Source organism: Xanthomonas hawaiiensis, assembly GCF_031834635.1.
Lineage (GTDB): Bacteria > Pseudomonadota > Gammaproteobacteria > Xanthomonadales > Xanthomonadaceae > Xanthomonas_A > Xanthomonas_A sacchari.
Genome location: NZ_CP115873.1, coordinates 1268377 through 1292973 on the forward strand (window position 1 = coordinate 1268377; position 24597 = coordinate 1292973).

The 24597-nt window shown below is 70.6% G+C and carries 17 protein-coding genes; 9 read left to right on the forward strand and 8 right to left on the reverse strand.

The features are described from left to right. Window positions 1-53 precede the first annotated feature (53 nt). Window positions 54-1439 (forward strand): DNA repair protein RadA, encoded by a 1386-nt coding sequence (gene radA, locus PG878_RS05690; RefSeq protein WP_017907382.1) that lies wholly within the window; start codon window positions 54-56, stop codon window positions 1437-1439. Window positions 1440-1741: 302 nt separating this feature from the next. Here radA and PG878_RS05695 read toward each other — a convergent pair whose 3' ends face one another. From PG878_RS05695 to PG878_RS05720, 6 genes are all read right to left on the reverse strand, one after another. Further along, window positions 1742-3046, reverse strand: coding sequence for a jacalin-like lectin (locus PG878_RS05695; RefSeq protein WP_209029494.1), 1305 nt, complete (start codon window positions 3044-3046; stop codon window positions 1742-1744). A 110-nt stretch (window positions 3047-3156) separates the two neighbouring features. Continuing rightward, window positions 3157-4413, reverse strand: coding sequence for a histidine-type phosphatase (locus tag PG878_RS05700; RefSeq protein ID WP_425611775.1), 1257 nt, complete (start codon window positions 4411-4413; stop codon window positions 3157-3159). Between the two features lie 173 nt (window positions 4414-4586). Further along, a complete protein-coding gene (locus tag PG878_RS05705) occupies window positions 4587-7478 on the reverse strand; it encodes a TonB-dependent receptor (protein WP_209029496.1) in 2892 nt (963 codons plus the stop codon). 273 nt (window positions 7479-7751) lie between these two features. Next, window positions 7752-8750, reverse strand: coding sequence for a FecR family protein (locus PG878_RS05710; RefSeq protein WP_209029844.1), 999 nt, complete (start codon window positions 8748-8750; stop codon window positions 7752-7754). Window positions 8751-8815: 65 nt separating this feature from the next. Continuing rightward, the gene (locus tag PG878_RS05715) at window positions 8816-9340 is read right to left on the reverse strand and encodes an RNA polymerase sigma factor (protein ID WP_209029497.1); all 525 of its coding nucleotides are present in this window, start codon (window positions 9338-9340) and stop codon (window positions 8816-8818) included. Window positions 9341-9652: 312 nt separating this feature from the next. Next, window positions 9653-11377: an IlvD/Edd family dehydratase gene (locus tag PG878_RS05720; protein WP_209029498.1), complete on the reverse strand. Its 1725-nt coding sequence runs from the start codon at window positions 11375-11377 to the stop codon at window positions 9653-9655. Window positions 11378-11551: 174 nt separating this feature from the next. Here PG878_RS05720 and PG878_RS05725 point away from each other — a divergent pair, with 174 nt between their 5' ends. Continuing rightward, window positions 11552-12349, forward strand: coding sequence for an SDR family NAD(P)-dependent oxidoreductase (locus PG878_RS05725; protein WP_209029499.1), 798 nt, complete (start codon window positions 11552-11554; stop codon window positions 12347-12349). 297 nt (window positions 12350-12646) lie between these two features. On the opposite strand, the gene PG878_RS05730 is transcribed toward PG878_RS05725, so the two are convergent. Next, entirely contained in the window at window positions 12647-13630 is a 984-nt protein-coding gene (locus tag PG878_RS05730; protein WP_209029500.1) for a LysR family transcriptional regulator, read from the reverse strand. A gap of 152 nt (window positions 13631-13782) precedes the next feature. Between PG878_RS05730 and araD1 the strand changes: the two genes are divergently transcribed. From araD1 to yjfF, 6 genes are all read left to right on the forward strand, one after another. Next, window positions 13783-14790: an AraD1 family protein gene (gene araD1, locus PG878_RS05735; protein ID WP_209029501.1), complete on the forward strand. Its 1008-nt coding sequence runs from the start codon at window positions 13783-13785 to the stop codon at window positions 14788-14790. Window positions 14791-14808: 18 nt separating this feature from the next. Further along, window positions 14809-16248 (forward strand): aldehyde dehydrogenase family protein, encoded by a 1440-nt coding sequence (locus PG878_RS05740; RefSeq protein WP_209029502.1) that lies wholly within the window; start codon window positions 14809-14811, stop codon window positions 16246-16248. Between the two features lie 97 nt (window positions 16249-16345). Then, window positions 16346-17335: an ABC transporter substrate-binding protein gene (locus PG878_RS05745; RefSeq protein ID WP_244672427.1), complete on the forward strand. Its 990-nt coding sequence runs from the start codon at window positions 16346-16348 to the stop codon at window positions 17333-17335. A 10-nt stretch (window positions 17336-17345) separates the two neighbouring features. Continuing rightward, window positions 17346-18857 (forward strand): sugar ABC transporter ATP-binding protein, encoded by a 1512-nt coding sequence (locus PG878_RS05750; protein WP_209029503.1) that lies wholly within the window; start codon window positions 17346-17348, stop codon window positions 18855-18857. Beyond that, complete coding sequence (locus PG878_RS05755) at window positions 18854-19909, forward strand: ABC transporter permease (RefSeq protein WP_209029504.1); 1056 nt, start codon at window positions 18854-18856, stop codon at window positions 19907-19909. The genes PG878_RS05750 and PG878_RS05755 overlap by 4 nt, the downstream gene beginning before the upstream one ends. Further along, window positions 19906-20931: a galactofuranose ABC transporter, permease protein YjfF gene (yjfF, locus tag PG878_RS05760; RefSeq protein WP_209029505.1), complete on the forward strand. Its 1026-nt coding sequence runs from the start codon at window positions 19906-19908 to the stop codon at window positions 20929-20931. Before PG878_RS05755 ends, yjfF begins: the two co-directional genes overlap by 4 nt. Window positions 20932-20997: 66 nt before the next feature. Here yjfF and PG878_RS05765 read toward each other — a convergent pair whose 3' ends face one another. Next, window positions 20998-23730 (reverse strand): carbohydrate-binding protein, encoded by a 2733-nt coding sequence (locus PG878_RS05765; RefSeq protein WP_209029506.1) that lies wholly within the window; start codon window positions 23728-23730, stop codon window positions 20998-21000. 244 nt (window positions 23731-23974) lie between these two features. On the opposite strand from PG878_RS05765, the gene PG878_RS05770 reads away from it, so the two are divergent. Beyond that, window positions 23975-24595, forward strand: coding sequence for a glutathione S-transferase family protein (locus PG878_RS05770; RefSeq protein WP_209029507.1), 621 nt, complete (start codon window positions 23975-23977; stop codon window positions 24593-24595). Window positions 24596-24597: the final 2 nt, after the last annotated feature.

Below are 24597 nucleotides of genomic sequence, written 5' to 3' on the forward strand. Positions count from 1 at the left end.
GCTGAGACCGCCAGCCACTATGCTGGTGCATTGTCTGAGCGGACCAGAAGCAGATGGCGAAAGCGAAAACGGCCTATGTCTGCGGCGAGTGCGGCGCCGAATACAACAAGTGGCAGGGCCAGTGCACCGAATGCGGCGCCTGGAACACGCTGAGCGAGATCGTGCTGGAGAGCGCGGCCACGGCCAAGGCGCCGGCCGCGGCGCGACGCAGCGGCTGGGCCGGCAAGGCCGAGACGCCGAAGATCACCGCGCTCAAGGACGTGGAGCATCGCGACCAGGCGCGCGTGTCCACCGGCATCGGCGAATTCGACCGTGTGCTCGGCGGTGGCTTGGTGGAAGGCGCGGTGGTGCTGATCGGCGGCGACCCCGGCATCGGCAAGTCGACGCTGCTGCTGCAGGCGCTGGCGAAGATGGCCGGCACCCTGCCGGTGCTGTACGTGACCGGCGAGGAATCGCTGGGCCAGGTCGCCGGCCGTGCGGTGCGACTGGACCTGCCGCTGGACGGCCTCAACGCGCTGGCCGAGACCGGCATCGAGCACATCCTGCAGCACGCCAGCGCGGCGCGGCCCAAGCTGATCGTGGCCGACTCGGTGCAGACCCTTTGGACCGAGGCGCTTACCGCCGCGCCCGGCTCGGTGAGCCAGGTGCGCGAGAGCGCCGCGCGGCTGGTGCGCTATGCCAAGGAGACCGGCACCGCGGTGTTCCTGGTCGGCCACGTCACCAAGGAAGGCGGCATCGCCGGTCCGCGCGTGCTCGAGCACATGGTCGATGCGGTGCTGTACTTCGAGGGCGAAAGTGGTAGCCGTTTCCGCCTGCTGCGCGCGTTCAAGAACCGCTTCGGCGCGGTCAACGAACTGGGCGTGTTCGCGATGGGCGAGAAGGGGCTGAAGGAAGTCTCCAACCCGTCGGCGATCTTCCTGTCCGGCGGCAGCGCGCACCAGCCCGGCAGTTGCGTGATGGTCACCCGCGAGGGCACGCGGCCGTTGATGGTGGAAGTGCAGGCGCTGGTCGATGCCTCGCCGCTGTCCAATCCGCGGCGCGTGGCGGTGGGCCTGGAACAGAACCGGCTGGCGATGCTGCTGGCGGTGCTGCACCGCCATGGCGGCATCGTGGTCGGCGACCAGGACGTGTTCGTCAACGTGGTCGGCGGCATCCGCGTGCAGGAGACCGCGGCCGACCTGCCGGTGTTGCTGGCGGTGCTGTCGTCGCTGCGCGACCGGCCGCTGGCGGAGAAGACCATCGCCTTCGGCGAGGTCGGCCTGTCCGGCGAGATCCGCCCGGTGCCCAACGGCGAGGACCGGCTGCGCGAGGCGGCCACGCACGGCTTCAAGCGCGCCATCGTGCCCAAGGCCAATGCGCCCAAGACCGGCACGGTCAAGGGCATGGAGGTGATCGCGGTGGAGCGCCTGGCGCAGGCGTTGGAGGCGGCGAGCGAATAGGCCGCGGTGTCGACGGGCAGCGTCTCGCCGTCCGCGTGTGCTGCGTCGCTTCGCGAATTGCGGCGTGGTGGTGTGTGCGCTAGTGCGGCCCAGGTAGGCGCGTCGCCGCATTGCGCGGCCTGGCGCGGAGATTTTCTACCCGCACCGTCAGCCGTGATGCATCCGCTCTTTGCATGTCGATGCGCGCGACCGGCCATGGGCCGCAGCCGGCGCATGGCGTTTCCGTATGGCGAACGGCGCGCGTCGCTACGCGCGCCGTTGCCGTTGCGGGTGCCACAGGCAAGATGGCGCCCGCGGTTCCGTCAATCCTTGCGATACACCACGCCGAGCTTGTCGATCTCGTCGCCGTCGCGGCCGGTGAAGCCGGCGATGTGCCAGCCGCTGGGTGCGGTGAGCGTGTAGGTCTCGGTGGTCGGCGTGCCGGCGCTCAGGCTGCGGCCCTGGTTGGTGCGCAGGCTCAGCGAGAACAGCCGGGTGTGGCCGTTGTACTGGCCCACGCTCAGCGTGGCCGAGGTCAGCCGCTCGTTGGCGGCCAGGCGCAGCGAGACCGCATCACCGCCGCTGCCGCCGTGGGCCAGGGTGCTGCCGTTGTCCAGGCCCAGGGCGATCCCGTCCAGGCGCGAGGCGCCGCGCAGGGTCACGCTGGCGATGCTGCGCTGCTCGGCGCCCTTGGCGATGTCGTTGAACGGGGTGCCGTGCGGGCCGCCGAACTGGTCGCTGGTGCGCACGGTGGTACCGACCGCCCAACCGAACTGCGCGGCCAGCGGGTAGTGGTCGGACAGCGGCTTGCCGGCGCTGTCGTAGAAGTTGCCGTCGTCGAGCTTGTAGCGGTTGGCGACCAGGGTCAGTTGCGGCGCGTCGCGGTACAGGATCTTGTCCACCACTTCGCAGTCGTTGGTCGGCGGGGTGCCGCACAGCAGCGGCGCGGCGCCGGCGGCCGGCGCGCTGCCCTTGACCAGTTCCACCCACGCATCGGTCAGGCCGTTGGCGGCGATCAGCGTGCGGATGTTGTCGTCGGCGCGGGTGTAGCGGGTGTTGGAGTCCATCATCACCAGCACCGCGTTGCCGGCCGACCAGGTCTGGATGAACTGCGAGAGCTGGCTGATGTTGGCGCGCCGCGCGGCCAGGTCGGCGCTCTCGGTGCCGGCGTTGGGATGGGCGTTGTACACGTCCAGCAGCACGCCGTCGTCCAGGCGCACGCGCATGTAGCTGAAGCCCTTGGGGGTGAGGCAGTCGGTGCCGTTGCACTTGTCCCACTTGATGCGGGTGAAATCGTCGAAGCGGTAGTTGCTCAGCGTGTTGAGGCCGTCGCCGATCGCCGCGCCACCGCTGGTGGGCGTGCGGTAGGGGTGCTGGTCGCCCGCGTACAACGTGGCGTGGTAGTTGAAGTCTTCCTGCACGTTGATCAGGCCGTACGGCGCCAGCTTCGGTGCGATCTGGGCGGTGTTGGCGGCCGGGTTGCTGCTGGAGATGCCCTGCGGCAGGCCGGCGACGTTGTAGGTGAGCACGTCGAGCACGCCGACGTCCGATTGCGCGTGGACCACGCCGGCGCAGGCCAGGCTCAATCCGATGCCGTAGCTCACGAGTGTGCGTAGATGCTGGATCATGAATCGCCTCTTGCGGGTTGGGAGGAACAGCGGGTGGCGCGAGCGCCAGGGGGCGGTGCCGGAAGGCACCGATGCCGCCGCGCGACCGGCCGGAGCCGGCGCACGTGGCGTCATGGGGTCAGGAACTGCGGATCGAGCGCGGCCTCGACCGCGGTGGCGAAGGCCGGCAGCGGGCAGTCGTAGGTCGCATCGGCGCGGCTGCACTGCGGGATGAACACGGCCGATTCCAGCGGCGGCGCCTGTACGGTGAGCGCGCGGCGTTCGCGCAGTTGCGCCAGGCTCTGCGCGGTGTAGCGCAGGCGGATCACGCGTTCGCCGTCGGCGCGGCGCCAGCGCTCGAACACCAGCGCGCCGCCAGGCACGGTCTGGTCGGGCTGGTAGCCGGGCAACTGCCAATGCAGGTCGAGCATGCCGGCCAGCAGGGTCAGGGTGCCGTCGTGGCCGGACAGCACCACCAGCCGCGCCGCGCCGCCGATCGGCGCGGCGCGGGTGGTCTGGCCGCTGCCGTCCAGCAGCGTTGCCAGCAGCCGGGCCGCCAGCGGCGAGGCGGCCATGCGTGCCACCGCCGGTGCGCGCAAACGCAGCGCGAATTCGGCCTGGTGCGGGGCGAAGGCGCGCAGCAGGCTGGCTTCGTCGACGCCGCGCCAGCCCAGTCCGGCGAAGTCCTGGCCGTCGGCCCAGGCCATCAGCAGGCTTTCGCTGAGGCCGGAGGCCGCCGCGGCCGGGCCTTCGATGCCGGGGATCGTGTCGTCGGCATCGCCCAGCCGCGCCGGCACCGCATCCAGGCGTTGCTTGCCGTCACCGGCATCGGCCGGACAGGGCCGTTGCGCGCACTGCAGCAGCAGTTGCTGCAGGCTGTCGATGGCATCGGCCTGGGCCGCGTTCCAGGCCTGCGTATCGCCGCCGATGCGGCCGGCGATGGCCGCGCGCATCTGCGCCACCGCGGCGGGAGTGCGCAGGGCGGGCGCGCCGTCGAACAGCGGATCGGAGGCGTCGTCGGCGACGCTGTGCACCGGGTTGGCGCAGCCCGGGGTCAGCGTGCTGGCCAGCGCCTGCGCCGAGGCGAGGGTGCGTTGGGTGCGGTTGGCCCAGTAGTACGCGGCCGCGCAGCCGTCGCCTGCGAACAGCCCCAGCGGTGCGTAGCGGGCGCGGTAGTAGGCGCCGAACAAGCGTTCCAGCGCTGCGCCGTTCGCGGTGAGATACCCGGCGGGCACCGCGAAGCGCGGCCAAGGGCGCGCCGAGTAGCGCTCCAGTTGCTCCGCGCTGGACATCGCCGCGCGCACGCCGTGGCGCTTGAGGATGACGACTTTTTCCAGCGTCTCCGTCGCGGCCGCTTGCGCGCGTGCCGCGGCACAGGCCAGCGGCATCAGGGCGAACAGGACGACGGTGGCGAGGCGCGGCAGCGATGGCATCGGCAAGCTCCAGGCAGAGGCGGTGCGCCGCGCGGCGGTGTGCGGCGCACGGTGCGGTGGCGGTAGACCGCGGCCAAGCAGGCCGCGGGCTTTGGCTGGCTGCCGCACGTGGACGGCAGCGCGGCGGATCAGAACCGTGCGCGCAGGCCCACCGACCAGGTACGGCCGTAGTCGGTATAGCCGCCGAACAGGCGGTCGCCGACGTACTGGCGCTGCACGGCGCCGGTGAGGTTGATCGCGTTGACGAACACCGACAGGGTGTCGTTGACCTTCCAGGCCACGTTCGCGTCGAGGCTGCCGAACTTGTCGCTGTTGAGCGTGGCGACGTTGGCGGTGCCGACCGCGTTGACGATGTCGTCGCTCCAGCCGTAGCTCACCCGCGCCATCAGCGGCCCCTTCTCGTAGAACAGCACCGCGTTGTAGGTGTTCTTGGCCACGCCTTCGAGGCTGTCGGTGAAGCTGCGGCTGCCGTCGCGGTAGGTGGCCTCGCTGTCGGTCCAGGTGTAGTTGAGCTGCATGCCGAGTCCGTCCAGCGGCGCCGGCAGGCCGGCGAAGACCTGCTGGTAGGCCACTTCCACGCCCTTGACGCTGGCCTGGCTGCCGTTGGTCTTTGACGAGAGCAGGTAGGTCTGGCCCTGGTACTGCAGGTTCGACATCTGGGTCTGGATGAAGCGTGAGATGTCCTTGTAGAACACGCCGCCGGTCAGCGCCGAGGTGCCGTCGATATACCACTCGAAGGTCAGGTCGTACTGCCAGGCCTCGAACGGGCGCAGCGACGGATTGCCGCCGCTGGCGGTGAGGATCTCGCCGCTGGAATTGAAGGTGAGCTTGGACGACAGGTCGGTGAGGTCGGGGCGGGTGATGACCTTGGCCGCGGAGCTGCGCAGCACCATGTCCTCGCGCACGTCCCAGGCGGCGTTGAACGAGGGCAGGGCGTTGCTGTAGCTGCGTGCGAAGTGCACCGGCTGCGCGCTGCCGTTGACGTCGGCGTGGCCGTCGGTGGTCTGCTCGGTGCGCACCAGGCGCACGCCGAGGTTGCCGCGCAGCGCGCGGCCGGCCAGTTCGCTGCCGAAGTCGGCCATCGCATAGGCCGAGCCGATCTTCTCCTTCACCTCGTAGGAGTTCTGCAGGTCGGCGCTGTTGGGGGTGTTGACCAGGTCAGCGGCGGTCGGCCAGGTGCCGAAGAAGGTCGATTCGACCGGCGCCAGCCATTGCCGCGGCAGGTTGCCGTTGGCGTCGGCGAGCATGTCGTCCACCGGCAGCGCGGTGAAGTTGCCGGCCGGGAAGCGCACGCCGGCGATGCTGGTCAGCAGCAGGTCGGCGCGATCGTAGGTGCGCGAGCGCTGCCGGTACTTGGCGCCGACCTTGAGGTCGCGGAAGAAACCGTCGCCGAGCGTCCGCTTGGCGTCGAACTGCAGTGCGTCCTCCTTGTCGCGCGCGTCGATCTCGCGCCACTCCAGGCGCCGGCCGGCCACGCTGGCCGGATTGGTTGGATCGAAGCCGTTGGTGAAGCGCCAGTCGGGCACGTCGTCGCCATCGGCCTGCGGCATGTCCACGCGCATCGACAGATTGGTGCCGCTGCGCAGGCGCGTGCGCCGGATCGGATCGGAGTCGTAGCTGTGCGCCTGCGAGTGGAACGCCACCGCGCCCAGCGTCCATGCATCGCCGCTCCAGGTGCTGGACAGGCGCGCGCTGCGGTTGTCGTCGGTGATGCCGGAGGTTTCGCGCGAGATTTGCACCTGGCCGTTGCGGTAGTCGAAGCCGGCGATGCCGTCGTGCGCCACGCGCAGGTTGCTGAGCTTGGCCAGGCTGTCGAAGCCCACGCCCAGGCTGTATTCGTCGTAGTGCACGGTCTGCTTGGCGTACAGCAGATCCAGGTTGGTTTCCCAGGCCGCGCTCGGCTTCCACTGCAGCGAGGCGGCGATGCCGGTGCGTTCGCGCTGCTCCAGTTCCAGCGTCGGGCGCAGGCCGGTGGGCACGTAGTGGGCGCCGGGCACGCCCGGCACGCCGTCGCGGTAGTAGTCCCAGCTCACTTCGTTGACCCGGTCCTGGCGCAGGCTGCGCTGCGCGTACGCGCCGGACAGCAACACGCCGAAGGTGCCCTCGGCATTGACCCAGTTGAACAGGCCGGACACGCGCGGATCGTTGGCGTGGGTGCGCTGCGCCTGGCTCGACTCCAGCGACACGTTGGTCAGGGGTTTGCCCAGTTCCAGCGGGCGAAAGGTGCGCACGTTGACGATGCCGCCGATCGCGCCTTCGTCCAGATCGGCGGTGGGGCTCTTGATCACGTCCAGGCCGGCGACCAGTTCCGCCGGCAGGGTGTCGTAGCGGAACTGACGGCCGGTCTGGCCGGAGGTGCGTACGTTCTCGTTGACCGCCATGGTCTGGCCGTTGAGCGTGGTCACCTGGAAGTTGGGGCCGAGGCCGCGCACGCGCACGTACACGCCTTCGCCGCGGTCGCGCACGATCGACACGCCGGGCACGCGCTGCAGCGCTTCGGCGACGTTCTGCGCCGGCAGCTTGCCGATGTCCTCGGCGGCGATCACGTCGACCACGCTGTCGGCGTAGCGCTTCTCGCGCAGCGCGGCGCTGAGGCTGCCGGCGTAGCTGCCGAGCACCTGGATGCCGTCCAGTTGCTTGACCGGCGCGTCCGCGGTCGGTGCCGGTGTCGGTGCGGCGGTCATCGCGGCCGGCGCGGTGCTGGCGGTCTCGGCCGGTGCGCTCGCGGCCTCGATGGTCACCGTGGTCGGGGTCAGGAAGCGATAGCGCAGCCCGGTGCCGTCGAGCAGTTGCTGCAGCGCCTGTTCCGGCGCCGCGCCGGCGCGGCTGCCATGCGTCTGCGGATTGCCGGTACTGCCGGCGGCGTAGACGAACTGCAGGCCGGTCTGCCGCGACAGCGCATTGAGCGCGCGCGCCAGCGGCTGCGCGGGAATCGCATCGACCGCGACGGGCGCGGTCTGCGCGCCGGCGGCGCCGGCGTGCAGGGCGAGGGCGATGGAAAGGAACAGGGTGCGGCGCATCGTCGGGTCCTGTGAGAGCGGGGGTGGTGGTGCGCGCGGCATCGCCATCGGGCGTTTGCCTGCGCTGTCCCCGGACTACGAGGCGCGACGGCGAGGATCGGGCACCGTTTTTCGATGAATTTTCTGTGACACGTGCGGGGCGTGCTGGCGTCGCGTGCGCGCGCGGGTACGCGTGCACGATGCGTGTGACGCGTTGATGGCACGCATCTGCGCGCCGACCAGTCGGTCTGGATAAGTTGTGCGTCGCGCATCGTGCGCGACGTACTTGCCGCGCTACTGCAGGCGCGCCTGGGTGGGCGTGCGGCTGCGCACGTGGATAGCGTCCGCGTTCGCGTGCACCTGCAATGTCGGCTGCGCATCGAGGAAGGCGCGCAGTGCGGCGACGTCGTCGCCACGCAGGTTGCCGGTCAGTCGCATCGCCCCGGCCCCGGCGTCGTCGATCAGCAGGCGGGTGCGATTGAGCCGGTTGAAATCCTCGGCGACGTTGGCCAGCGGTTCGTCGCGGAACACGATGCGGTGCTGCCACCACGCGTGCATGGCGGCGACGTCCTCATTGCCCAGTTCGACCCGGCCGTCGGCGGTGTCGATGCGTGCGCTCTGGCCGGCACCGAGATCGGCCAGCATCGGCTGCTGCGGCCGATCCTCGCGCCATACCTGCACGCGTCCGGACGACACCTCGATGCGTGCCTGGTCGGGGTGCAGGGCGATGTCGAAGGTGGTGCCGATGTCCTGCACGCGCAGGCCGCCGGCGTGCACCTGCAGCGGGCGGCGGTCGGCGGCGACCACGAAGCTGGCCTGGCCCTGCAACAACTGCAGCGTGCGACTCCACGGAGTCAGTGTGGCCCGCACCCGGGTCTGCGCGTTGAGTCGCACCACGCTGCCGTCGGCCAGTTGCACGCTGCGTTGTTCGCCGAGCGCGGTGCGGTACGTCTGGCTGCGCGGCCAGGCCCAGCCGACCAGCACCGCCATTGCGCACACCGCGGCGGCCGCGGCCAAGCGCCAGCGCGGCGCGGCATGGATGCGCCGCGTGCGCGCTGGTGCCGCCGCTGACGCGCGCCGCGGCACGGGCAGGGCGATCACGTTGCCGCTCGCGGTGCCGTCGGCGGCGGCATCGCTGGCGAGCAAGGCATCCACGTCCAGGTCCATGCCGCGCAGCGCCTCGCCGAGGTCGCCGGCCACGCGCTGCATCGCCAGATACTCGCGCAGGTGCTGCGGCGAGGCGGTCAGCCAGTCGAGCAACTGCTGTTCCTGTTTCGCATCCAGCGGCTGCATGCGCTGCACCGCATGCCAGTGCGCGGCCTCGGCGATGGCGCTGCGCGAAGAGAAGGCGCTGTCGTTCACCAGCGGTCTCCGCTGTCGGCCAGCGCGCGTCGGCAGGCCGACAGGCCGCGCACCACGTGTTTCTTGACCATGTGCGGCGACACGCCCATGCGCTCGGCGATCTGCTTGTAGCTCAGCCCGTCGCGGTACTGCATCACCAGTACCGCGCGGGTGCGCGCGGGCAGGTCGGCGAGCAGGGCCTGCAATTGCTGCTGGCGCTGCCGCCGGTGTGCGCTGTCTTCCACGTCGTCTCCCGCCGCCAGCAATTGCGAGAACTGCTCCATCTCGTCGATGCGCAGCGGCGCCTGGCGGCGGCGCGCGGCCTGTTCGCGCGCCAGGTTCTGCGCGACGGTGTACAGATAGGCTTCGGGATTGGCGATGGCCTCGCCCTGCTGCCGATGCGCGCGCAGCAGCCGCAGATAGGTCTCCTGCACCATGTCCTCGGCGTCCTCGCGTGCGCCGCGACGCACGAAGAAGCCGCGCAGCACCGGGCCGTGTTCGGCGAACATGCGCGCCCATGTGCGTTTGGGGTGAGCCGCCACCGCGCCTGCCTTGTCCCTGGGGTGCCGGGCAGGCTAGAAGCTGCAGATGACGGTTCGGTGACGTGGGGTGCGCTGCGCGGGCAGCAAAGCGGTGTTCGCCACTTCCTGTGGGAGTCGACGGTCATGCAGCCGCGAGGCGCGAAGCGGTGTGCGTTCCGATGGTGTAATGCGTCGGGACTGAAGTCCCTCCCACAGTGCACACGGCGGGCTTCTGTAGGAGCGGCTTCAGCCGCGACGAGGCATTACCGGTGGCGCCTGTCGCGGCTGAAGCCGCTCCTACGAAATTACGTTGGATGCATCTCGCCGCGGGCGCTAATGCGAATCGCGCGCCACCGCGTCGCCGCTGCCGCCGACCAGAAAGTCCAGGTCCGCGCCCAGGTGCGCCTGCTGCACGTGCTCCACGTACAGCTTGCTCCAGCCGCGCGTCGGCGCCGGTGGCGGGGTCCATTCGCTGCGTCGGCGCAGCAGTTCCTCGTCGCTGACTTCCAGGTGCAGCGCGCGGCCGGGGACGTCGAGTTCGATGATGTCGCCGTCGCGCACCAGCGCCAGGGTGCCGCCGGCGGCGGCCTCGGGCGAGGCGTGCAGCACCACGGTGCCGTAGGCGGTGCCGCTCATGCGCGCGTCGGAGATGCGCACCATGTCGGTGACGCCGGCGCGCAGCAGCTTCGGCGGCAGCGGCATGTTGCCGACCTCGGCCATGCCCGGGTAGCCGCGCGGGCCGCAGTGCTTGAGCACCATGATGCAGTCGGCGTCGATGTCCAGCGCCTCGTCGTCGATGCGCGCCTTGAAATCCTCGATGCTCTCGAACACCACCGCGCGCCCGCGGTGCCGCAGCAGGTGCGGCGAGGCCGCCGACGGCTTGATCACCGCGCCGTCCGGGGCCAGGTTGCCGCGCAGCACGGCGATGCCGGCTTCCGCGCGCACCGGCGCGTCCAGCGGGTGGATCACCTCGCGGTTCCAGCATGGCGCCTGCGCCACGTTCTCGCCGACGGTGCGGCCGTTGACGGTGCGCGCGTCCAGCGCCAGTGCGTTGCCGAGTTCGCGCATCACCGCCGGCAGCCCGCCGGCGTAGTAGAAGTCTTCCATCAGGTACTGGCCGGACGGTTTGAGATTGACCAGACACGGCAGCCGCGAGCCGAGCCGGTCCCAGTCGTCCAGTTGCAGCGGCACGCCCACGCGGCCGGCCAGGGCGAGCAGGTGCAGCACCGCGTTGGTGGAGCCGCCGATCGCCGCATTGACCTTGATCGCGTTGGCGAAGGCGTCGGCGGTGAGGATCTGCGACATGCGCAGATCCTCTTCCACCATCTGCACGATGCGCCGGCCGCTGAGCCGCGCCAGCCGCGCGCGGCGCGCGTCCACCGCCGGGGTCGCCGCGTTCTCCGGCAGCGACATGCCCAGCGCCTCGACCATGCTGGCCATGGTCGAGGCGGTGCCCATGGTCATGCAGCTGCCCTTGGAGCGCTGCATGCAGGCCTCGGCCTCGACGAAATCGTCCTGGCTCAGGGTGCCGGCGCGCACCATCTCCGACATCTCGATCACGCCGGTGCCCGAGCCCAGCGGCTGGCCGCGCCAGTTGCCCGACAGCGACGGCCCGCCGGACACGCCGATGGTCGGCAGGTCCACACTGGCCGCGCCCATCAGCAAGGACGGGGTGGTCTTGTCGCAGCCCATCAGCAGCACCACGCCGTCCAGCGGATTGGCGCGGATCGATTCCTCCACGTCCATGCTGGCCAGGTTGCGGAACAGCATCGCGGTGGGGCGCATCTGCGTCTCGCCCAGCGACATCACCGGGAACTCCAGCGGGAACCCGCCGGCCTCGTACACGCCGCGTTTGACGTGTTCGGCCAGTTCGCGCAGATGGCCGTTGCACGGGGTCAGTTCCGACCAGGTGTTGCAGATGCCGATCACCGGGCGGCCATCGAACATGTCGTGCGGATGGCCGGCGCTCTTGAGCCAGCTGCGGTAGTAGAAGCCCTGCTTGCCTTCGCGCCCGAACCACGCCTGGCTGCGGCGCGGCGGTTTGCTGGGTGAGCCCATGTCGGCGGATTCCTCGAGTCCAGGACGCCGGGATCCGCCTTGAACGCAAGCCGCCCCCGGATGCTTTACGCCGGGGATGCTAGCGGGCATATTGATACGTGAAAAATAGCAAATATCTCCGAATGGATATTTGTTTTCATATATCGAAATCCTATCCACCTAGAGCGAAACGGCATGGACAACTCGGCAAACGCAGCGCCTTCCCCCCTCGGCAACGCAACCTACGGCAGCCTGCGCGGGCGCCGCGTCTTCATCACCGGCGGCGGCTCCGGCATCGGCGCGGCGCTGGTGGAGGCCTTCGCCGCGCAGGGCGCGCAGGTGGCCTTCGTCGACGTCGCGGCCGAGGCCAGTGCCGCGCTGGCCGAGCGGCTGGCCGCGGGCGGCCTGACCGCGCCGTGGTGGCGCCGCTGCGACGTCACCGACGTGGCCGCGCTGCAGGCGGCGATCGGCGCGGCGGCGGCCGAGCTGGGCGACTTCCACGTGCTGCTCAACAACGTCGGCAGCGACGATCGCCATGCGCTGGAGGCGGTGACGCCGGAGTACTGGGAGCATTGCGTGTCGATCAACCAGCGTGCGGCGTTCTTCGCCATCCAGGCGGTGGTGCCGGGCATGCAGCGGCTGGGCGGCGGTTCCATCGTCAACCTCGGCTCCACCGGCTGGCAGAGCAAGACCGGTGGCTACCCGGTGTACGCCACCGCCAAATCCTCGGTGAACGGCCTGACCCGCGGCCTGGCGCGCGACCTGGGCGCGGCGCGGATCCGCATCAACGTGCTGACCCCGGGCTGGGTGATGACCGAGCGCCAGGTCACCCTGTGGCTGGACGAGGCCGGCGAGCGCGAGCTGGCGCGCAACCAGTGCCTGCCGGACAAGGTGATGCCGGAGGACATCGCGCGCATGGCGCTGTTCCTGGCCTCGGACGAGGCGCGCGCGATCACCGCGCAGGAGTTCGTGGTGGATGGCGGCTGGACCTGAGCGGCGGTTTGCGGCGGTTGGTGCTGGGGATGACCTGCGAGGTGGCGTCGGCTCGGACAGGGCCATAGCGGGGAGGTGTCCCGCTTCGCTCGTCGGGGCTGAAGCCCTTCCCACAAACAGCCGAGCGCTGCTGCTGGGCGGCGCATTGTGGGAGGGGCTTCAATCCCGACGCGTGAAGCTGTCCTTCGAATCGCGTAAGTGGTTTCCGCATTACGCGTCGCGGCTGAAGCCGCTCCTACAAACGCTGCGCGCCGGTGCGGCGAAGATGTTGTGGGAGGGACTTCAGTCCCGACGCGATCAGCTGTCCGCAGGCAGCGACGGCGCGGGTGCTGCCACGGCGACGCCGTAGACCGTCGCCGCCGCCTCCTGCAGCGCCTGCAGCACGATCCGCGCGCCGGGCGACAGCAGCCAGTCGCGGCGGGTGATCAGGCCGAAGGCGTCCATGCGGCAGGACAGCGCCACCGGCACGATCGCCACGCTGCCGTGGTCGGCGAAATGCCGGGCCACGTCCTCCGGTACCACCGCCAGCGCGTCGCCATGGCGCAGCAGTTGCGGCAGCACCACCAGCGCCGAGGTCTCGATCACTCGCTTGGGCGCTTCCAGCCCGGCGTTCTGGAACATCAGTTCGAAGCGGTGGCGCAGCACGCTGCCGTCCGGCGGCACGATCCACGGCGTCTCGGCCAGCACGGCCAGCGTCGGCACCGGCCCCGCCAGCAGCGGGTGGCCGGGGCGGGCGATGGCGCAGACCTTTTCCTCGGCCAGCGCCTGATAGTGCAGGTGGCGCTTGTCGTGCCGCGCGAACAGCCGCGCCACCACGATGTCCAGCTTGTTCTGCGCCAGTTGCTCCAGCAGCACGTCGCTGCCGTCCACGCGCAGGCTCACCCGCAGCAGCGGATGCTGCGCGCCGACCTGGGCCAGCGCCGACGGCAGCAGGCTCATCGCCGGGCCGGCGATTGCGCCGACGCCGACGCTGCCGGCATAGCCGGCCTTCAGCGCCTCGATCTCGGCGCCGGCCTCGCCGAGGCTGGCCAGGGCGATGCGCGCGTGGCGGATCATCGCCTCGCCGTACCAGGTGGCGCGCATGCCGCGCGGCAGGCGCTCGAACAGCGGCACCGCCAGCATGTCCTCCAGGTCCTTGAGCAGCTTGGAGGCGGCCGGCTGCGACATGTTCAAGGTCTCGGCGGCGCGGTGGATGTTGCCTTCCTCCTCGATCGCCAGCAGCAGCATCAATTGCCGGGTCTTCAGGCGGGCGCGGACGAACCAGGGCGGGGCAGCGGGCATGGCGCTCAGTGCGATATGAATGTTCGTATACGTTAAGCCAAAACCGATATTTGTTGCATATAGGTCGTCCGGCCAGAATAGGTCGGGCGCATCGCGCCGCGCGTGTCCCGCGTCGCCCGCTGCGCGCCCGCATTCCGACAGGCGACCGATTCATGCGATTGATCCAGTTGCTCGATGACGCCGGCACGCCCGGCGTCGGCATGGTGGAAGACGATGGCCGCCAGGTGCGGCTGCTGCGCGAGGTGGCCTCGACCTACGCGCTGGCCAACGCGGCGCTGGCCGCCGGCGACAGCCTGGAGGCGCACGCGCAGCACCTGCGCGGCGAGCGCGTGCTCGACTACGCCGCGCTGCTGGCCGACGGCCGGGTGCTGCCGCCGTTGACCCATCCGGACCCGGCGCACTGCCGCGTCACCGGCACCGGCCTGACCCATCTGGGCAGCGCCGCCACCCGCGATGCCATGCACCAGAATCTGCAGCAGCAGGCCGCGCAGGGCACGCTCACCGATTCGATGAAGATCTTCCAGCTCGGCGTGGACGGCGGCATCCCGCGCGACGGCCAGCCCGGCGCGCAGCCGGAATGGTTCTACAAGGGCGACGGCAGCAGCCTGGTCGCGCCGGGCGCGCCCCTGCCGTCGCCGGATTTCGCCCTGGACGGCGGCGAGGAGCCGGAACTGGTCGGGCTGTACGTGATCGGCGCCGACGGCGTGCCGTACCGGCTCGGCTTCGCGCTGGGCAACGAGTTCTCCGACCACGTCACCGAGCGCCAGAACTATCTCTACCTGGCCCACTCCAAGCTGCGCGCCTGCGCGGTCGGCCCGGAACTGCGTTGCGGCGCGTTGCCGCGCGACCTGCGCGGGCACAGCCGCATCCGCCGCGGCGATGCGGTGATCTGGGAGAAGGCGTTCGTCACCGGCGAGGCCAACATGTGCCATTCGCTGGCCAATCTTGAGTACCACCATTTCAAGTACGCCGCGCACCGCGTGCCCGGCGACGTGCACCTGCATTTCTTCGGCACCGCCACGCTGAGCTTCGCCGACGGCGTGCAGGCGCAGCCCGGCGACCGCTTCGAGATCGAACTGGCCGAGTTCGGCGCGGCGCTGGTCAATCCCTTGCAGCGCGTCGACAGCGGATTCGCCCTGGGCGGCGTGCGCGCGCTGTAGAACCGCACGGAGGTAGCCATGACCCGACGTTTCCAGAGCTACATCGACGGCCGCTGGGTGGCCGGCGACGACCTCGCCCCCGACGAGAATCCGTCCGACCTGTCGGCACCGGTCGGCGAAGCCGGCAGCCTCGACGCGGCCACGGTGCGCGAGGCGATCGCCGCAGCCAACGCGGCGCAGTCGGCTTGGGCCGCGAGCACCCCGCAGCAGCGCGCCGACGCGCTGGACGCGGTCGGCAGCGAGATCCTGGCGCGCAAGCAGGAACTGGGCGCGCTGCTGGCCTCGGAAGAGGGCAAGACCTTGCCGGAGAGCATCGGCGAGGCGGCGCGTGCCGGGCAGATCTTCAAGTTCTTCGCCGGCGAGGCGCTGCGCATTCCTGGCGAGACGCTGGCCTCCACCCGGCCCGGGGTCAACGTCGAGATCACCCGCGAGCCGGTGGGCACGGTCGGCATCATCGCGCCGTGGAATTTCCCCCTGGCGATCCCGGCGTGGAAGATCGCGCCGGCGCTGGCCTACGGCAACACCGTGGTGTTCAAGCCGGCGGAGATCGTGCCCGGCTGCGCCTGGGCGCTGGCCGAGATCCTCAGCCGCGCGGGCTTGCCCAACGGCGCGTTCAACCTGGTGCTCGGCAGCGGCAGCACGGTCGGCCAGGCGCTGGTCGGCGAGCGCGGCATCGATGCGCTGAGCTTCACCGGCTCGGTGCCCACCGGCAACCGGCTGCTGCGCCAGGCCGCCGAGCGCGGGCTGAAGATCCAGTTGGAGATGGGCGGCAAGAATCCGCTGGTGGTGCTGGCCGATGCCGACCTGGACCTGGCGGTGGAGATCGCGGTCAACGGCGCATACTTCTCCACCGGCCAGCGCTGCACCGCCTCGAGCCGGCTGATCGTCGAACGCGCGGTGCACGACGACTTCGTCGCGCGTGTGCGCACGCGCCTGGCCGCGCTGAAGATCGGCCATGCGCTGGAGCCGGGCGTGGACATCGGCCCGGTCGCCAGCGCCAGCCAGTTCGAACAGGACCGCGACTACCTGCGCATCGCCCGCGAGGAAGGCGCCGAACTGCTCTACGGCGGCGAGGCGCTGGAATGCGCGCATCGCGGCTACTACCTGCGCCCGGCGCTGGTGGCCGCACAGCCGCAGCACCGCATCGCCCGCGAGGAAGTGTTCGGCCCGGTCGCCGCAGTGCTGGTGGCCGACGACTACGACCACGCGCTGGCCCTGGCCAACGACACCGAGTTCGGCCTGTGCGCCGGCATCGCCACCCGCTCGCTGAAGCACGCCACGCATTTCAAGCGGCACGCGCAGGCGGGCATGGTGATGGTCAACCTGCCCACCGCCGGCGTCGACCCGCATGTGCCGTTCGGCGGGCGCAAGGCCTCCAGCTACGGCCCGCGCGAGCAGGGCCGGTATGCGGTGGAGTTCTACACCACGGTCAAGACGGCTTACACATCCGCACCATGAACTGATCGCATCAGCGCACGCCGGCCTGGGAGGGTGGGCGGCGCGTCGCGGCCTCCGGGCCCGTCCGCCGCCAGCGTGCCATCAACGAGGAGGGGCTATGCAGAAGCACACGTCGGGAATGCGCGGGCTGGGAATCGCAGCGTTGCTGGGGATGGCGCTGGCCGCCTGTTCCGGCGGCAAGGACGCCGGCAAGGCGCCCGGGCAACTCACCGTCGGTTTCAGCCAGGTCGGCGCCGAGAGCGAATGGCGCACCGCCAACACCGCTTCGATCAAGCAGGCCGTCGCCGATGCCGGCATGAAGCTGAAGTTCTCCGACGCGCAGCAGAAGCAGGAGAACCAGATCAAGGCGCTGCGCTCGTTCATCGCCCAGCGCGTGGACGTGATCGCGTTTTCGCCGGTGGTGGAGTCGGGCTGGGAGACGGTGCTGCGCGAGGCCAAGGCCGCGAAGATCCCGGTGGTGCTGACCGACCGCGCGGTGAAGGTGTCCGACGACAGCCTCTACGTCACCCTGATCGGCTCGGATTTCGTCGAGGAGGGGCGCAAGGCGGCGCGCTGGCTGGTCGAGCGCTCGCCGCTGAAGGACGGAGACAAGCCGGTGCGCATCGTCGAACTGCAAGGCACCGTCGGCTCGGCGCCGGCGATCGATCGCATGAAGGGCTTCAAGGAGATCCTGGCGGCGCATCCGCGCTTCCAGATCGTGCGCTCGCAGAGCGGCGACTTCACCCGCGCCAAGGGCAAGGAAGTGATGGAGGCGTTCCTGAAGGCGGAGGGACGCAACATCGACGTGCTCTACGCGCACAACGACGACATGGCGATCGGCGCGATCCAGGCGATCGAGGAAGCCGGGCTGAAGCCGGGCAAGGACATCCTGGTGATCTCGGTGGACGGTGTGAAGGGCGCGTTCGAGGCGATGCAGGCCGGCAAGCTCAACGTCACCGTCGAATGCAATCCGCTGCTGGGCCCGCAACTGGTGCAGGCCATCCGCGACCTCAAGGCCGGCAAGCCCTTGCCCAAGCGCATCGTGGTGGAGGAGTCGGTGTACACCCAGGACCAGGCCGCGGCCGAACTGCCCAAGCGCAAGTACTGAGGCCGCGCGCATGCATCCGCTGGTGCTGGAGGCGCAGGGACTGAGCAAGGCCTACGCCGGCGTGGCCGCGCTGGAGGACGTGGCGCTGCGCCTGCGCGGCGGCGAGATCCACGCGTTGATGGGCCAGAACGGCGCCGGCAAGTCGACCCTGATCAAGCTGCTCACCGGGGTGACCGCCGCCGACGCCGGGCGCATCGCGCTGGACGGCGCCGTCGTCGCGCCGGCGTCGCCGCAGCAGGCGCAACGGCTGGGCATCAGCACCGTGTACCAGGAAGTGAACCTCTGCCCGAACCTGTCGGTGGCCGAGAACCTGTTCGCCGGCCGCTACCCGCTGCGCGGCTGGCTGCGGCGCATCGACTGGCGCCGGGTCGAGCGCGAGGCCGAGGCCGGCCTGCAGCGTCTGGGCATCGCCATCGACGTGCGGCGCGCGCTGGGCAGCTATCCGGTGGCGGTGCAGCAGATGGTGGCGATCGCGCGCGCGGTCGGCGTGTCGGCGCGGGTGCTCATCCTCGACGAACCTACCTCCAGCCTCGACGAGGGAGAAGTCGCGGAGCTGTTCCGGGTGATGCGCGCGCTGCGCGATGGCGGCATGGCGATCCTGTTCGTCACCCACTTCCTGGACCAGGTGTACGCGGTGGCCGACCGCATCAGCGTGCTGCGTAACGGGCGCCTGGTCGGCGAATACACGCCCGATGCGCTGCCCGCGCCGCAGTTGGTGGCGGCGATGGTCGGGCGTGCGCTCGACCCGGCCAGCGCCGCGGCCGCCACGGTGCGCGCAGCGGCCCCTGAGCACGCTGCGCCGCTGCTGCAGGCGCAGGGCCTGGGGCGGCGCGGGCAGTTGCAGCCGGTCGACCTGCAACTGCGCCAAGGCCAGGTGCTGGGCCTGGCCGGCCTGCTCGGCGCCGGCCGCACCGAACTGGCGCGGTTGCTGTTCGGGCTGGACCGTGCCGATCGCGGCCGCGTGACGATCGACGGCCGCGACGTGGCGCTGCGCGGCCCGCCCGACGCGATCGCCCATGGCCTGGCGCTGTGCCCGGAAGAACGCAAGACCGAGGGCATCGTCGCCGAACTGTCGGTGCGCGAGAACATCGTGCTGGCCTTGCAGGCGCGCATGGGCCTGCGCCGGTTCCTGGCGCCGGCCGAGCAGCTGCGCATCGCGCAGGGCTACGTGGACGTGCTCGGCATCAAGACCGCCAGCCTGGAGACGCCGGTGGGGCTGCTGTCCGGCGGCAACCAGCAGAAGGTGGTGCTGGCGCGCTGGCTGGCGACGCGGCCGCGGCTGCTGATCCTGGACGAACCCACCCGCGGCATCGACATCGCCGCCAAGCAGGAGATCATGACGCGCATTCTGGCCTTGGCCCGCGAGGGCATGGCGGTGCTGTTCATCTCCGCCGAGGTCGCCGAACTCGCGCGCATCGCCGACCGCATCGCGGTGTTGCGCGAACGCCGCCTGGTCGGCGAGCTGCCGGGCGGCTGCGGCGAGCGCGCGATCTTCGAGCTGATCGCCGGGAGCGCGGCATGAGCGCCGCCGCCACGCCCGAGACCACCGCATCGCGCTGGCCGTCGCGGCTGCGCGCCCACCCGCTGTTCTGGCCGCTGGCGACGCTGGCCGTGCTGCTGCTCGGCAACGGCCTGTTCGACCCGGGCTTCCTGAGCCTGCAATGGCGCGACGGCCACCTCTACGGCAACCTGGTCGACATCGGCAATCGTGCCGCGCCGCTGGCGCTGGTGGCGATGGGCATGACCCTGGTGATCGCGGTGCGCGGCCTGGACATCTCGGTCGGTGCGGTGGTGGCGATCGCCGCGACGGTGGCGGCCTGGATGATCGGCGGCGGCGAGCACAGCCGCTTCCCGCTGTGGGCGGTGCTGCTGGCGCCGCTGCTGGTGGCGGCGCTGTGCGGGCTGTGGAACGGGCTGCTGGTGGTCAAGGTCGGCATGCAGCCGATCATCGCCACGCTGATCCTGATGGTGGCCGGGCGCGGTATCGCGCAACTGATTGGCGACGGACAGATCCTGACCATCTACTACCCGCCGTACTTCTATCTGGGCAACGGCTTCCTGCTCGGCCTGCCGTTCGCGCTGTTCGTCGTAGCTGCGGTGTTCGCGGTGTTGCAGCTGCTGCTGGGGCGCACCGCGCTGGGGCTGTTCGTGCGTGCCATCGGCCACAACCCGCGCGCGGCGCGGGTGGCGGGCGTGCGTGCGCGGCTGATCGCGGTGCTGCTGTACGTGTTCTGCGCGTTCAGCGCCGGCGTGGCCGGGTTGCTGATCAGCTCCAATGTCAAGAGCGCCGATGCCAACAACGCCGGGCAGCTGATGGAACTGGACGCGATCCTCGCGGTCACCCTCGGCGGCACGCTGCTCGATGGCGGCCGCTTCAGCCTGGCCGGCAGCGTGATCGGCGCGCTGATCATCCAGACCCTGACCGCGACCATCTACGCCTTCGGCGTGCCGGCACAGGTGACCATGCTGATCAAGGCGCTGCTGGTGTTCGCGGTGATGCTGCTGCAATCGCCGAGCTTCCGCGCCAACCTGCGTGGCTGGATCCGGCGGCCGCCGCCGCAGGTGCGGCCATGAGTGCGGCGGCTCCACGCCTGGTTGGGTCCGGCCTGCGCAAGGCGGCGGGCATGCTGCAGGGCGCGCGCCTGCCGCTGGCGATCACCGTGGCGCTGTTCGTGGCCATGCTCGCGGCCGGCGGCGTGCTCTACGACGGCTTCCTGGCGCCGCAGGTGCTGGCCAATCTGCTGATCGACAATGCCTTCCTGTGCATCGCCGCGGTGGGCATGAGCCTGGTGATCCTCAGCGGCGGCATCGACCTGTCGGTGGGCGCGGTGCTGGCGTTCACCACCGTGCTGTCGGCGTCCCTGGTCGAGCGCCACGGCTGGTCGCCGCTGGCGGCGATCCCGCTGGTGCTGCTGCTCGGCAGCGTCTTCGGTGCTTTCATGGGTCTGCTGATCCAGCGCTACCGCCTGCAGCCGTTCGTGGTGACGTTGGCCGGCATGTTCCTGGCGCGCGGCGCCAGCTATCTGATTAGCGTCGATTCGATTCCGATCACCGACCCGCTGTATACCGCGATCGCGCAGGCGCGGCTGCCGCTCGGCGGCGACGCGTCGCTGTCGGTCGGTGCGTTGATCGCGCTGGCGATGGTGGCGCTGGGCATGTGGCTGACCCAGTGCACCCGCTTCGGCCGCTGCGTGTACGCGCTCGGCGGCAGCGAGGCCTCGGCGCGGCTGATGGGCCTGCCGGTGGAGGCGACCCAGGTACGCGTCTACGCCTTCAGCGGCTTCTGCTCGGCGCTGGCCGGGGTGGTGTGCACGTTCTACATGCTGTCCGGCTACAGCCTGCATGCGCAGGGCCTGGAACTGGATGCCATCGCCGCGGTGGTGATCGGCGGCACGCTGCTGGCCGGCGGCAGCGGCTACGTGATCGGGACCCTGTTCGGCGTGCTGATCCTGGGCGCGATCCAGACCCTGATCGTGTTCGACGGCACGCTCAGTTCGTGGTGGACGCGCATCGTGATCGGCGGTCTGTTGCTGCTGTTCTGCCTGCTGCAGCGGTTGCTGACCCGGCGCCTGCCGGCGGCGGATGCGGATGCCTGAGCCAGGTCGCCGCGTGGCACCAGCGCGACCGCTCGCGCGCGCCTGCGTTCCCGGCGGCGGCACCCGCTAGCGGGGCGCCAACGCCGCGGTGTCGTCCTGCAGCGGGGTGACCGCGATCCAGTCGATGTCCGGCGCGTCGCGCGAGCGCAGCAGGATGTCGGGCGCACGCTGCGAGATGTAGTGGATGCCGTCGGCGTCCGGCACCTCTTCGCCTGAGATCTGGATGCGATTGCGCCCGGCGTGCAGTTCGACCGGCACGCTCAGTTCCCACCAGTTGTTGCGGTGGAAGCTGTGCGGGAAGCTCGCCAGGATCGGCGGTGCCCCGTTGACGCGAATGCGCCCGATGCGGGCCAGCGGATCGGGATTGTAGTGGCTCGCCTTCGACTGTTCGTCGTTGGCGTAGCGCAGGGTCAGCATGTACAGACCGGTGCGTTCGACCGTGACCGAGGCGAAGGTGAGCGTATTGCCGTTGCCGGGTTCGCCACCGATGCCGGTGACCGCCTCGCCGCCGCTGGCGAGGGTGGCCTTGGTGCGATGCGCAGTCCCGGCGAGGGTGGCCTGTTCGGCTTCGTAGCGCGGGCCGAGCACGGCGCCGGGACCCACCCGCAGGCGATCCAGCAGCGGGCGCTCGGCACTGCCGCCGACCACGATCTTGTTGATCCCGCCCATCAGGAACACGCGCTGCGCAGGCGCCTGCAGCGGGTGGCCGTTGACGGCGAGCGACAGCGCGCCGGGCGTGGCCAGGTCCAGCGACAGCGGCGTCATTCCTTCCTGCGGCGCATACACCCAGAAGGTGGCGGTGGCGCCGGCCGGCAGCGCCACCGCGCCGGCGCCGGAGACGTCGTCGCGGTCGTAGCGCGCCTGCGCGCCGCCCGCCAGCGCGGCGAGTTCGGCCTCGTAGACCTGCGTGTCGCTGGCGGGATCGGGCAACGACAGGGTGATGCGGTCGATCAGCGCATTGCCGCGCGTGTGCCGGCGCCCGTCCGCGCTTGCGCTGGCGATGCTGAGCACATGGCGGCCCGCGCGCAGTGCGATGCGCAGGTCGGCGTGGTCCCACACCACCGGCTTGTAGCCGAGCGGCAGCATCACCTCGCGTTCGCTGGCCGGATCCCCGTCGAGGCGCACGAAGACATTGGTCGGCCCGAGCGCGGCGACCAGCGGGTCCTGATTGAAACTGTTGGCGAGGATGCGCAGATCGTACACGGCGTCCTGCGGCACCTCGATGGGGAAGTCCAGGCGCACGTCGCGGTCGCTGGCGAATCCGCCGACGGCGTAGCGGCCGGAGGTGAAGAAGCGGTCGAGCGCCTGCGGCGAGCCTTCCGGACCGCGCCGTTCGTAGCCGCTGCCGTGGTGCGCGGCGTCCTCCGCCTCGTACTGCCGCTGCCAGCGCAGCGCCGGCGGTTGTGCAGGGCCGCCGTGCATGCCAGGCATGACCACCAGGCTGTAGGCCGATTCGGCCGCCAGCGCCGGCAACGCGCCATGGCCGAACTGCAGATCGATGCGGTCCGCGACGACCGGCACCTGCACGTCCGCGACAAGCCGCGGCGCGGCGGCGTCGCCGAGCTGTCCGGTCCAGGGGGTTTCGCGGACCACCACGCGAGCCTGCGCGCCGAAGCCGGCATGGGGAATGTGGATCAACGACAGCGTGGCGGGTCCGCTGCCGCCGCCGAACAGGACCCGCGCCTGCAGCTGTTGCGGATCGAACGCGGCCACCGCCTGCAGGCTGTCGTCCTGCCCGGGATGCGGTGGCGTGACCGCCACGGTGCGCATGCCGCGCATCGCGGCGTAGGCGTTCAGCAGCCACCACTGGCCGTTGCCGCGATTGGCCTGGACGGCCGAGTCGCTCAGGTTGCCGTCGATGTTCCAGTACGCCAGGTCGGCATCGACCTTCGCCGCTTCGATCGCCGCCGCCCACTGCACGATCTGCCCCGGCACCGAGGTGTGGTAGTTGAACGCGTACTCGTCGATGTTGATCGGCAGGTGCCGGCCGGCCAGCGCGGTGCCGGCGAACAGTTCCTGCTCCCAGCCGCGGAAGCGGGCCACGCTGCGCGTCAGCGACGCGGGATTGCTCAGCTCGTGCCAGGTGACCACGTCCGGCAGCGTGCCCGCGCGTAGCGCATGCTGCAGGAAACCCTTGTCCTGGTCGTACAGGATGCTGGTGTTGGGGCCGGCGATGCGCGCGTCCGGCAGGATGGCGCGGATGCGCCGCCACGCACGGTCCCATGCGTCGAAATAGGCGCTCGGGTCGCTGCGCCAATCCACGCCGTTGCAGCTGTCCGGACCCGCCTGACCCGGCGCGGCGGCCTTGGCGAACATATTGCCTTCGGGCTCGTTGAACGGCACGAACACCACGTGTCGGCGGTACTGCGCGGGCAGCGCCTTGATCTGCTCGACCTGGCGCGCGATCTCGTCCAGGTAGCGCGCCACCGACTGCGCGCAGTCGCCCTGCGTCCAGCGGTAAGGGAAACCGCGATGGATGTCGGTCATGTAGATGTAGGTATCGCCACCGGAGCCGGTGGCGATGGAACGAATCACCTCCAGCGCATCGGCGCCGGGATGCTGCAGCCCGTCCTGCGCCTTGGTCGCCACGCTGCGCAGGCCGATACCCTCGACCAGGTTCGGGAACGGCAGGCGCGCGTCGTAGAGGCCGTAGAGACTGCCGGACGCGCCGCCATGGAACGGGCCGGTGTCCTGCCCCAGGTCGACGCTGAGGCGATCGGCCGCGATCGCGGTGCCGGCGCAGGTGACCAGGCAGAAGGCCAGCAGCCGCGAGGCGGGAGAACGGTCGAATGCGCGCATGGGCGGGAGGTCGGTAGGGGAGCGATGCGTCCGGCAGGGCACAGCAACGGCGTCTGCCAGGCTTGGCGGCAGGATAGGGCAGCCGTCCGGCGCCGACCAATCACGTAAATCGGCCGCGCGATACGCAAACTGGAATGGTGCGCTGCGCCCGCCGCCGATCGCGATGGCGCGGCTGCGCATGCCGCGTTGGGCGCTGGCGCAGTGTGCGGGCGTAGAATCCGGCAACCGCAAGCGGAGTGCCGACATGCTGACCATCTGGGGCCGCCACAACTCGAGCAACGTCCGCAAGGTGCTGTGGTGCGTCGAGGAGATCGGCCTGGCCTACACCTCCATCGAGGTCGGCGGCGCGTTCGGCGGCAACGACGCACCGGCCTATCGCGCGCTCAATCCCAATGGCCTGGTGCCGGCGATCGAGGACGATGGCCTGGCACTGTGGGAATCCAACGCCATCGTGCGCTACCTGGCCGCGCGCTACGCGCCTGACACGCTGTATCCGCAGGATCCGGTGCTGCGCGCGCACGGCGACAAGTGGATGGACTGGACCACCTCGCGCTTTGCCGGCGCCTTCCGCGACCTGTTCTGGGGCGTGCTGCGCACCGCGCCCGAGCAGCGCGATGCGGGCAGGATCGCCGTCGCACTGGAACAATCGGCCGAGCTGCTGCGCACCGCCGATGCGGCGCTGGCGCAGCAGCCGTGGCTGTCGGGCGAGCACTTCGCGATGGGCGACATCCCGCTCGGCAGCTTCGCCTACGCCTGGTTCGAGATGCCGATCGAACGCCCGGCGCTGCCGCACCTGCATGCCTGGTACCAACGCCTGCAGCAGCGCCCGGCCTATCGCAAGGGCGCGATGACGGCGCTGACCTGAGT

What these genes read in the sequence shown, in the direction of transcription:
- radA (WP_017907382.1), top strand. Translation starts at nt 54, where the DNA reads ATGGCGAAAGCGAAAACGGCCTATGTCTGCGGCGAGTGCGGCGCCGAA.
- PG878_RS05695 (WP_209029494.1), bottom strand. Translation starts at nt 3,046, where the DNA reads ATGATCCAGCATCTACGCACACTCGTGAGCTACGGCATCGGATTGAGC.
- PG878_RS05700 (WP_425611775.1), bottom strand. Translation starts at nt 4,413, where the DNA reads ATGCCGCTGGCCTGTGCCGCGGCACGCGCGCAAGCGGCCGCGACGGAG.
- PG878_RS05705 (WP_209029496.1), bottom strand. Translation starts at nt 7,478, where the DNA reads ATGCGCCGCACCCTGTTCCTTTCCATCGCCCTCGCCCTGCACGCCGGC.
- PG878_RS05710 (WP_209029844.1), bottom strand. Translation starts at nt 8,750, where the DNA reads ATGCAGCCGCTGGATGCGAAACAGGAACAGCAGTTGCTCGACTGGCTG.
- PG878_RS05720 (WP_209029498.1), bottom strand. Translation starts at nt 11,377, where the DNA reads ATGGGCTCACCCAGCAAACCGCCGCGCCGCAGCCAGGCGTGGTTCGGG.
- PG878_RS05725 (WP_209029499.1), top strand. Translation starts at nt 11,552, where the DNA reads ATGGACAACTCGGCAAACGCAGCGCCTTCCCCCCTCGGCAACGCAACC.
- PG878_RS05730 (WP_209029500.1), bottom strand. Translation starts at nt 13,630, where the DNA reads ATGCCCGCTGCCCCGCCCTGGTTCGTCCGCGCCCGCCTGAAGACCCGG.
- araD1 (WP_209029501.1), top strand. Translation starts at nt 13,783, where the DNA reads ATGCGATTGATCCAGTTGCTCGATGACGCCGGCACGCCCGGCGTCGGC.
- PG878_RS05740 (WP_209029502.1), top strand. Translation starts at nt 14,809, where the DNA reads ATGACCCGACGTTTCCAGAGCTACATCGACGGCCGCTGGGTGGCCGGC.
- PG878_RS05745 (WP_244672427.1), top strand. Translation starts at nt 16,346, where the DNA reads ATGCAGAAGCACACGTCGGGAATGCGCGGGCTGGGAATCGCAGCGTTG.
- PG878_RS05750 (WP_209029503.1), top strand. Translation starts at nt 17,346, where the DNA reads ATGCATCCGCTGGTGCTGGAGGCGCAGGGACTGAGCAAGGCCTACGCC.
- PG878_RS05755 (WP_209029504.1), top strand. Translation starts at nt 18,854, where the DNA reads ATGAGCGCCGCCGCCACGCCCGAGACCACCGCATCGCGCTGGCCGTCG.
- yjfF (WP_209029505.1), top strand. Translation starts at nt 19,906, where the DNA reads ATGAGTGCGGCGGCTCCACGCCTGGTTGGGTCCGGCCTGCGCAAGGCG.
- PG878_RS05765 (WP_209029506.1), bottom strand. Translation starts at nt 23,730, where the DNA reads ATGCGCGCATTCGACCGTTCTCCCGCCTCGCGGCTGCTGGCCTTCTGC.
- PG878_RS05770 (WP_209029507.1), top strand. Translation starts at nt 23,975, where the DNA reads ATGCTGACCATCTGGGGCCGCCACAACTCGAGCAACGTCCGCAAGGTG.